Below are 9310 nucleotides of genomic sequence, written 5' to 3' on the forward strand. Positions count from 1 at the left end.
CACCGGTTTTCCGGAGTGCGGCTCGGGGAGGAACGGCTTCCGGGAGGACGACCGCAGGGTCGTCCTCCCGGGTTCCGGCGCTCATGCGGCCCGGGCGAACCGGTGCCTCCTGAAGCGGGAGGTATGGCTCTCCGTCTCGGCGGTGCTCCGTGCCGCTGCCCGGCGCTCGGCGCGGCGGGCGAGGACGGCCTCGCGGGCCAGCCGTGCCCGCTCGGCGCGGCGGAGCAGATCGTCGGAACGGTAGCGCTGGAGTTCGTACGCGAACATGGCGTCTCCTTGGGTGAGAGGTCGGTTTCGGCTTCGCTCGTTGCGATGCCTCAACCTTCGTCTCCCAGGGGGGCCGGCCACATCGGGTAAGTTCCGCATCTTCGGCGGCGGTCCGCACCTCAGACGCGCGTGAGGGGTCTTAGGGCGCGCTCATCGGCGCTCGGATGCCCTAAGACCCCTTGGACGGCCTGCGGAGACCTCAGCCCGTGGAGGGCAGGCCCAGCAGGACGTCGGTGTACTTCAGCACGGCCAGGAGCAGGCCGATGACGCCGAGCGCGACACCCGCCCAGGCCACCGACTTGATCCAGGGGGCCTGCGGCCGGCCCGGCGCCCCGAACGCGGGCCGGGCGAGGACCACGACGCCGACGATCAGCGCGACGAGGGCGAACAGCCCGCCCCACAGGGCGGTGGCGTGCCAGGCGTTGCCGTAGCCCTTCTCGATCATGGTGGCGACGTCGGAGGACGTGGAGGTCTCCAGCTGGCCGATCAGCGACTCGCGGGCGGAGGCCACGGTGCCGACCCAGCTGCCGGTCAGCGAGACGATGCCGAGCCCGGCGGAGACGACGGCGCCCGCGCCCTGGCCGACGCCGCTCGGGCCCCCTTCGGTGGCGGCCCCGGCGTCGGTGTCACCCTCCGTGGTGTCCTCGTCCGCGGCGGTGTGCTCAGCGGTCTCGGTGCTCTCGGCGGCCTTCGCCTCCGCCGCCTCGTCCACCTTGTCGTCGTCGGTCTTCGGGCCGGTCTCGTCCACTGTCTTCGTTCCCATGTCTCGCACCGTACGGACGCTGTCTGAGAGGTCTCTTAATGATCGTTGTGAGCGGTACGCGCGCGTGCCGCACGCCACTCGGGCGCGAGCACGGCCCATACCTCCGTGTCCTGTCGGACACCTCGGTAGGGGAAGGTCTCGCGCAGTACGCCCTCCCGCGTCATGCCGAGTCGCCGGGCGGCGTTGACGCTGGGGGTGTTGGCGGACGAGGCGTGCCACTCCACGCGGTGCATGCCCCGCTCCTCGAACGCCCAGTCGATCAGGACCCGGGCGCCGCGCGTGACGAGCCCGCGCCCGGTCCCGGCCGGCTCCAGCCAGCAGCCGATCTCGCACACGCCGGTGGCGGCGTCGAAGACACGGAAGAGCAGACCGCCGACGAGCTTGCCGTCCAGCCACAGCCCGTGCAGGAAGCCGCTGTCGGCGGCGTGCCGGTCGGCGTAGGACTGCAGGAGCGCCCGGGCCGATTCGACGTCGGTGGCCTTTGTCCCGAAGGGGATGTGCTGTGTGATGAACTCCCTGCCGCGGTCCAGGTGCGCCAGGAACTCCTCGGCGTGCCAGGTCTCCAGGGGGCGCAGTTCGGCTCCGTCGTCACCCAGTGATATCGCGTACATCCCGCTGTCGCTCCTCCTCCGCCAGGACGTCCGCCACTTCGGCGTCCGTCGCGGCGGCCAGCCTCTCATGGGCGGCGCGGCACTCGGGCGGCTCGATGCTGATGCGTGGCAGACGGGCGTCCAGTCGGCGGGGCAGCCACCAGTTGGCGCGGCCGAGCATGTGCATCAGCGCGGGCACCAGGAGCGTACGGAGCACGAAGGCGTCCAGGGCGACGGCCGCGGCGAGCGCGATGCCGAACATGGCGATCACCCGGTCCCCGCTGAGCACGAAGGCGAGGAAGACCGAGATCATGATGACCGCGGCGGAGTTGATCACCCGGCTGGTCTCGGCGAGGCCGACGCGGACGGCGCGGCGGTTGTCACCGGTCTCCAGCCACTCCTCGTACATCCGGCTGACCAGGAAGACCTGGTAGTCCATGGAGAGGCCGAACAGCACCGACACCATGATCACGGGCAGGAAGGGTTCGATCGGGCCCGCGCTGCCGAGCCCCAGCGTCTCGCTGCCCCAGCCCCACTGGAAGACGGCGACCACGATGCCGAAGGCCGCGGCCACCGCGGCGACGTTCATCGCGGCGGCCTTGACCGGGATGCCGACGGACCGGAAGGCCAGCAGGAGCAGCAGGCAGCCGAGGCCGATGACGACGCCGACGAAGAGGGGCAGCTTGCCGACGATGACGTCGGCGAAGTCGTCGTAGCCGGCCGTGACGCCACCGACGTGCACGTCGAGCGCGGTGCCGGTCTCGGCGCGGGGCAGGACCTCGCCGCGCAGCCGGTCGACGAGGTCACTGGTCGCCTGCGACTGCGGTGCCGAGTCGGGGACGACGGTGAGGTACGCGGCGTCGCCGCCGGAGTTGTACGTCACCGGCGTCACCGAGGCGACGCCCTCGGTGGCGCGCAGCGAGGCGTCGAGGTTGTCCAGGGCGAGCCGGTCCTCGGCCCCGCCGACCTTCGTGACCAGGGTGAGCGGTCCGTTCACGCCGGGCCCGAAGCCGTCGGCGAGCAGGTCGTAGGCCTGGCGGGTGGTGGTCCCCCGGGGGTCGTTGCCCTGGTCGGAGGTGCCCAGGCGCAGTCCGAGGGTGGGCAGCGCGAGCACGGTGATGACGACCAGGGCGACGGCGCCGAGCAGCTTGGGGTGGCGTTCGACGAACGCCGACCAGCGGGCGGCGAGCCCCGTCGGGAGCTCGGGCTCGGGGCCGTGCTCGGCCAGGCGGCGCCGCTCGCGCCGGCTCAGCGCGCGGGGGCCTATGAAGGACAGCAGGGCGGGCAGCAGCGTCACGGAGGCGGCGACCGTGAGGACGACGGTCAGCGATGCGGCGATGGCGACGCCGTTGAGGAAGCTCAGCCGGAGGATCAGCATGCCCAGCAGGGCGATGCAAACGGTGGCACCCGCGAAGACGACCGCGCGTCCCGTCGTCGCGACGGCGTTGGTGGCGGCCTCGGTGACGGACAGTCCCTGCTTCAGCCCGCGTCTGTGCCGGGTGACGATGAACAGCGCGTAGTCGATGCCGACGCCGAGCCCGATCAGGGTGCCCAGCATGGGCGCGAAGTCGGCGACGGTCATGGCGTGGCCGAGCAGGGTGATGCCCGCGTACGCGGTGCCGACGGAGACCAGCGCGGTGGCGATGGGCAGCGTCGCGGCGGCGAGGGAGCCGAAGGCCAGGAAGAGCACGACCGCGGCGACGGCCACGCCCAGGGCCTCGGCGAGATGCCCGCCCGGCGCCTCGGTGAGCGCGACGGCCCCGCCGCCCAGCTCGACCTGGAGCCCGTCCGCCTCGGCGGCCTTCGCGGTGTCGACTACGGCCCGTGCCTGGGACGCGTCGATGTCCTCCGACGCCTCCTCGAAGACGACCGTGGCGTACGCCGTGTGGGCGTCCTCGCTGATCCCGCCCGAGTCCGGATCGTCGTACGGGTCGGTCACCGAGGCCACCCCGGGCAGGTCCTCGATGCGGTCCAGGGTGCGGGTCATCGTCTGTTCGACGTCGGCGGCGCGGACGGTGCCGGAGGCGGTGTGCCAGACGATCGTGTCGCCGTCACCGCCGGCGGTGGGGAAGCCGGACGTGAGCAACTGGTACGCACGGTCGGCGTCGGTACCCGGGACCCTGTAGTCGTTGGAGTACGCGGAGCCCGTGACGGCGGCCGCCGCGGCGACCCCGCCGAAGGCGAGCAGCCAGAGCAGTACGGCGACGAGGCGGCGCTGGACACACCAGCGTGCAAGGGCTGCCACGAACGTGCTCCCAGGGTGTCTGATTGTGGATCTTTGACCGGGAACAGCCGTCCATGACGTGTACAGCCCGCAAAGAACGCATGAGCAATGCAAAGCCACTCTTGCAGGCAAGCATGATCGTTTGAGGACTTCGTGGCGTTCTTCACAGCAATGGGAGGCTGGATCGTCGACCACCGGACGGGCCCGCACCCGCTGTCGCTGCTGGAGTGGCCGGCCCCGGCCCTCGGCCTCGAGGACCTGCGCCCCGGCGGCCGGACCGGCGTGGTCGTCCCGGCGCTGCGCGAGGAGCCGGAGGGAGCGCGGAGCCGCCGGAGCATCTGAAGCGCCGTTCTGGGACCCGGGTTCCGGGCGTTCCACTCCCCCGCGTGGTGGCGCCGCCGCTGGGCGCGCGGCGGGGCCGTGCAGGTCGAGGCCGGGGGCCGGCAGCCGGACGGGTGGCGGGACCGGCTGCTGCGGAGCGAGGTGTGTGCCGAGGAGTGCCCGAGCGAGTTCATGGCCGCCATGGCGCGCGACTCGGTGGACCTGCCGCGCGCCGACGAGGGCCGGTCCCCGGGCTTCGCGCGGGTCGTGGGACGCCGTCCCAGAACCTTCGTCCGGAGCCGAGGCCGAACCGGGACGACTCACCAGGAAGACACACAAGGACGGCACACCAAGGGGGATGCATCGCGATCGATGCATCCCCCTCAGAGGTGTGCGGAAGGGCTGTCTCAGCCCTCCTCGACGCCCAGCTTCTGCAGGATCAGCTCCTTGACGCGGGCGGCGTCCGCCTGGCCCCGGGTCGCCTTCATGACCGCGCCGACCAGGGCGCCGGCCGCGGCCACCTTGCCGCCGCGGATCTTGTCGGCGATGGCCGGGTTGCCGGCGATGGCCTCCTCGACGGCGGCGGTGAGCGCGCCCTCGTCGGAGACGACCTTCAGGCCGCGCTTGTCGACGACCTCGTCCGGCGTGCCCTCGCCGGCGAGGACGCCCTCGATGACCTGGCGGGCCAGCTTGTCGTTCAGGTCGCCCTTGGCCACCAGCTCGGTGACCCGCGCGACCTGCGCCGGGGTGATCGCCAGCTCGTCCAGCGCCTTGCCGGACTCGTTGGCGCTGCGGGCCAGCTCACCCATCCACCACTTGCGGGCGGACGCCGCGTCGGCGCCGGCCTCGATCGTGGCGACGATCGGCTCCAGGGCACCGGCGTTGAGGATCGCCTGCATGTCGGTGCCGGAGACGCCCCACTCCTCGCGGAGCCGGTTGCGGCGGACCAGCGGCAGCTCGGGCAGACCGGCGCGGATCTCCTCGACCCACTCGCGGGACGGGGCGACCGGCACCAGGTCGGGCTCCGGGAAGTACCGGTAGTCCTCGGCCTCCTCCTTCACGCGGCCCGAGGTCGTCGACCCGGTGTCCTCGTGGAAGTGGCGGGTCTCCTGGACGATCGTGCCGCCGCCGCTCAGGACGGCGGCGTGCCGCTGGATCTCGAACCGGGCGGCGCGCTCCACGGAACGCAGCGAGTTGACGTTCTTGGTCTCGCTGCGCGTGCCGAACTTGTCGGCGCCCTTCGGCATCAGGGACAGGTTGACGTCGCAGCGCATCTGGCCCATCTCCATGCGGGCCTCGGACACGCCGAGCGCCCGGATGAGCTCGCGCAGCTCACGGACGTACGCCCGCGCGACCTCGGGGGCGCGCTCCCCGGCGCCGACGATCGGCTTGGTGACGATCTCGATGAGCGGGATGCCGGCACGGTTGTAGTCCAGCAGGGAGTGGGACGCGCCGTGGATACGGCCGGTGGCGCCGCCGACGTGCGTCGACTTGCCGGTGTCCTCCTCCATGTGGGCGCGCTCGATCTCCACGCGGAAGGTCTCGCCGTCCTCCAGCTGCACGTCGAGGTAGCCGTTGAAGGCGATCGGCTCGTCGTACTGGGAGGTCTGGAAGTTCTTCGGCATGTCCGGATAGAAGTAGTTCTTCCGGGCGAAGCGGCACCACTCGGCGATCTCGCAGTTCAGCGCGAGGCCGATCTTGACGGCGGACTCCACGCCGGTCGCGTTGACGACCGGGAGCGCGCCGGGCAGGCCGAGGCAGACCGGGCAGGTCTGGGTGTTCGGGTCGGCGCCCAGCGCGGTCGAGCAGCCGCAGAACATCTTGGTCTTGGTGCCGAGTTCGACATGGACCTCGAGGCCCATGACGGGGTCGTACGAGGCGAGTGCGTCCTCGTACGACACCAGGTCGGTCGTGGTGGTCACGGTGAAACTTCCCTCTCAGCCCAGCAGGACGTCGTCGTCGCCCAGCCGCTTCAGCTCGCGGTAGAGGATGGCGAGGCCGGTGACGATGGCGGCGGCGGACACGGCGGCGTCGACCAGGCGGAGCGTGTCGCTCTCGGCGCGGGCGAGCTTCGCCTGCTTGGCGACGCTGAACGCGCCGAACGCGGTGGTGGCCATGGACAGGTACAGGCCGTTCTTGGACTTCTTGAAGCCCTTGGCCTTCGACAGCTTGCTCACAGCGACGGAGCCTCCTCCAGCAGCGGGTGGCCCCACTTTTCCACGAAGGCGGCCTCTACGGCGGCGCCGACCTTGTACAGCCGGTCGTCCTTCATGGCGGGGGCGATGATCTGCAGGCCCACCGGCAGGTTGTCCTCGGGGGCGAGGCCGCAGGGCAGCGACATGGCCGCGTTGCCCGCCAGGTTGGTGGGGATGGTGCACAGGTCGGCCAGGTACATCGCCATCGGGTCGTCGGCGCGCTCGCCGATCGGGAAGGCGGTGGTCGGGGTCGTCGGGGAGACGATCACGTCGACCTGCTCGAACGCCTTCTCGAAGTCCCGCGTGATGAGGGTGCGGACCTTCTGGGCGCTGCCGTAGTAGGCGTCGTAGTAGCCGCTCGACAGGGCGTACGTGCCGAGCATGATGCGCCGCTTGACCTCGGGGCCGAAGCCGGCCTCGCGGGTCAGGGAGGTGACCTCCTCCGCCGAGTGGCCGCCGTCGTCGCCGGTCCTCAGGCCGTAGCGCAGGCCGTCGAAGCGGGCGAGGTTGGAGGAGCACTCGGAGGGCGCGATCAGGTAGTACGCCGACAGGGCGAGGTCGAAGGACGGGCAGTCCAGCTCGACGATCTCGGCGCCCAGCTCCTTGAGCAGCTCGACGGACTCGTCGAACCGCTGGATGACGCCGGCCTGGTAGCCCTCGCCGCGGAACTGCTTGACGACGCCGACGCGCATGCCCTCGACGCTGCCGTTGCGGGCGGCCTCGACGACCGCGGGGACCGGGGCGTCGATGGAGGTGGAGTCCATCGGGTCGTGTCCGGCGATCACCTCGTGCAGCAGGGCCGCGTCCAGGACCGTGCGGGCACAGGGGCCGCCCTGGTCGAGGGAGGAGGAGAAGGCCACCATGCCGTAGCGGGAGACACCGCCGTAGGTCGGCTTCACGCCGACGGTGCCGGTGACGGCAGCGGGCTGGCGGATGGAGCCGCCGGTGTCGGTGCCGATGGCGAGCGGGGCCTGGAAGGCGGCGAGCGCGGCGGAGGAACCGCCGCCGGAACCGCCGGGGATCCTGGTGAGGTCCCACGGGTTGCCGGTCGGGCCGTAGGCGCTGTTCTCGGTCGAGGACCCCATGGCGAACTCGTCCATGTTGGTCTTGCCGAGGATGACGACGTCGGCGGCCTTCAGCTTCTTGGTGACCGTCGCGTCGTACGGCGGGATCCAGCCCTCGAGGATCTTCGAACCGACGGTCGTGGGCACGCCCTCGGTCGTGAAGATGTCCTTCAGCGCGAGCGGGACGCCGGCCAGCGGGCCGAGCTTCTCGCCGCGCTCCCGCTTCTCGTCGACGGCACGGGCCTGGGCGAGGGCGCCCTCGCGGTCCACGTGCAGGAAGGCGTGCACCTTCTCGTCGACGGCCTCGATGCGGGCCAGGTGCGCCTCGGTGACCTCGACCGCGGTCAGCTCGCCGGAGGCGATCTTCGCGGCGATCTCGGCCGCGGTGAGCTTGATGATGGGATCGCTCATGGCGGGTTACTCCTCCCCCAGGATCTGCGGCACCTTGAAACGCTGCTGCTCCTGGGCCGGGGCGCCGGAGAGCGCCTGCTCGGGCGTGAGCGACGGACGGACCTCGTCCGGCCGCATGACGTTCGTCAGCGGGAGCGGGTGCGAGGTCGGCGGTACGTCTTGGTCGGCGACCTCGCTGACGCGGGCGACCGCGCCGATGATGTCGTCCAGCTGTCCCGCGAAGTGCTCGAGCTCTTCGGGCTTCAGCTCCAGACGCGCCAGCCGGGCGAGGTGGGCGACCTCCTCGCGCGTGATGCCAGGCATGCAGCGTTCCTCTGGGGTGAGTGTGTGTGGTTTGGCCCAATCCTATGGGGCGGGGCCGGGTGCCCGTGAAACGGTTTCCCCCGAGCCGGGGCTGTCAGCGACGCGCGTCCCATGCCGGGCTGCTCAGGAAGTGGTTGTCGTAGAGGTCCTGGACGTCGAGGATGCTCTCCGGCGGGACCTCGCCGAGGCGGATGCGCTGGAGATGGCGGAAGTACTCGAAGCGCTCGACGCCGGGGGCGAGGACGATCAGGATGTCGGCGTCGGCGCCGGGGGCGGCGGCGAAGGCGTGCGGCCGGTTCGGCGGGACGACGACCAGGTCGCCGCGTTCGGCGGTGAGCACGTCCTCGCCGGAGAGCAGCAGGGCCTCGCCGTCCAGCATGAAGAACATCTCGGCCGAGCCCTTGTGGAAGTGGGGGCGGGCACCGTCGGCGCCGTCGGTGAGGGTGACGCGCTGGGTGGACAGCGCCCCGCCGGTCGCGCTGCTGTCGGCCAGCAGCCTGACGGTGACGGGGGCACGGCCGAGGACCTCGGCCTCGGCGTCACGGACGACGACGGAGTCGTCGAACTTCGGTCCGAACAGTGACATGGCTCGGCTCCTGGGGTTCGGCTGCCGCGCGTACGGAACGCGGGTACCCGGCGGAGGGGTGCGCAGGGCACAGGACGGCGAGTTCGTCTCACGGCCGGCGTCCGGACGCGAGAGGGCACGCTGGGCGCGTAGGGCACGGCACGCCCGGCGCTACGGGCACGCGATGGCACGCCCGGAGGGGGCAGAAACGGGACCGCACGCTCGGCGCGTCGCGCGACAGCGCTCGGGGCGGAGGGCACGAAGCGGCACACCCGGCCCGACGGGCACGCGACGGCACACCCGGGGCGGCGGACACGGCACCGAACGCTCGACGCGCAAGCAGCAGACGGCACGCTCGGCACGTGGGGCACCGGCGGGCACACCCGCCGCGTAGAGGACGAGAGGGCACGCACGGCACGACGGGCACGCAACGGCACGCTCGGGGGCAGACACGGCACCGAACGCTCGGCACGCAAAGCACCAGACGGCGCGCTCGGCGCGTCGGGCATGGTCGGCACACCCGCCGCGTCGAGGACGAGAGGGCACGCACGGCACGACGGGCACGCAACGGCACGCTCGGGGGCAGACACGGCACCGAACGCTCGGC

At 71.8% G+C, this 9310-nt stretch carries 10 protein-coding genes; 1 reads left to right on the top strand and 9 read right to left on the bottom strand.

Going from position 1 to position 9310, the window contains the following annotated elements; genetic code table 11:
- Positions 1 to 81: 81 nt before the first annotated feature.
- The 4 genes from IE260_RS33205 to IE260_RS33220 all read right to left on the bottom strand — a co-directional run bounded on the left by IE260_RS33205 (position 82) and on the right by IE260_RS33220 (position 3865).
- On the bottom strand, positions 82 to 267 hold the full coding sequence (locus IE260_RS33205; RefSeq protein ID WP_189878694.1) for a hypothetical protein: 186 nt from the start codon (positions 265 to 267) through the stop codon (positions 82 to 84).
- A 199-nt stretch (positions 268 to 466) separates the two neighbouring features.
- Positions 467 to 1030, bottom strand: coding sequence for a hypothetical protein (locus IE260_RS33210; protein ID WP_189878696.1), 564 nt, complete (start codon positions 1028 to 1030; stop codon positions 467 to 469).
- Between the two features lie 35 nt (positions 1031 to 1065).
- Positions 1066 to 1641 (bottom strand): GNAT family N-acetyltransferase, encoded by a 576-nt coding sequence (locus tag IE260_RS33215; protein ID WP_189878698.1) that lies wholly within the window; start codon positions 1639 to 1641, stop codon positions 1066 to 1068.
- Entirely contained in the window at positions 1619 to 3865 is a 2247-nt protein-coding gene (locus IE260_RS33220; protein ID WP_189878700.1) for an MMPL family transporter, read from the bottom strand. Before IE260_RS33220 ends, IE260_RS33215 begins: the two co-directional genes overlap by 23 nt.
- Before the next feature lie 132 nt (positions 3866 to 3997).
- Between IE260_RS33220 and IE260_RS33225 the strand changes: the two genes are divergently transcribed.
- Complete coding sequence (locus tag IE260_RS33225; RefSeq protein ID WP_189878703.1) at positions 3998 to 4186, top strand: hypothetical protein; 189 nt, start codon at positions 3998 to 4000, stop codon at positions 4184 to 4186.
- A 386-nt stretch (positions 4187 to 4572) separates the two neighbouring features.
- Here the strand turns inward: IE260_RS33225 and gatB are convergent, their stop codons facing one another.
- The 5 genes from gatB to IE260_RS33250 all read right to left on the bottom strand — a co-directional run bounded on the left by gatB (position 4573) and on the right by IE260_RS33250 (position 8724).
- The gene (gatB, locus tag IE260_RS33230; protein ID WP_189878705.1) at positions 4573 to 6087 is read right to left on the bottom strand and encodes an Asp-tRNA(Asn)/Glu-tRNA(Gln) amidotransferase subunit GatB; all 1515 of its coding nucleotides are present in this window, start codon (positions 6085 to 6087) and stop codon (positions 4573 to 4575) included.
- Positions 6088 to 6102: 15 nt separating this feature from the next.
- The gene (locus IE260_RS33235; RefSeq protein WP_043504295.1) at positions 6103 to 6342 is read right to left on the bottom strand and encodes a hypothetical protein; all 240 of its coding nucleotides are present in this window, start codon (positions 6340 to 6342) and stop codon (positions 6103 to 6105) included.
- The gene (gene gatA / locus IE260_RS33240) at positions 6339 to 7835 is read right to left on the bottom strand and encodes an Asp-tRNA(Asn)/Glu-tRNA(Gln) amidotransferase subunit GatA (protein WP_189878707.1); all 1497 of its coding nucleotides are present in this window, start codon (positions 7833 to 7835) and stop codon (positions 6339 to 6341) included. The genes IE260_RS33235 and gatA overlap by 4 nt, the downstream gene beginning before the upstream one ends.
- A 6-nt stretch (positions 7836 to 7841) precedes the next feature.
- Positions 7842 to 8138 (bottom strand): Asp-tRNA(Asn)/Glu-tRNA(Gln) amidotransferase subunit GatC, encoded by a 297-nt coding sequence (gene gatC / locus IE260_RS33245; RefSeq protein ID WP_003973500.1) that lies wholly within the window; start codon positions 8136 to 8138, stop codon positions 7842 to 7844.
- Between the two features lie 94 nt (positions 8139 to 8232).
- Complete coding sequence (locus IE260_RS33250; protein WP_189878709.1) at positions 8233 to 8724, bottom strand: cupin domain-containing protein; 492 nt, start codon at positions 8722 to 8724, stop codon at positions 8233 to 8235.
- Positions 8725 to 9310: the final 586 nt, after the last annotated feature.

This window comes from Streptomyces viridiviolaceus (genome assembly GCF_014650995.1).
Taxonomy (GTDB): domain Bacteria; phylum Actinomycetota; class Actinomycetes; order Streptomycetales; family Streptomycetaceae; genus Streptomyces; species Streptomyces viridiviolaceus.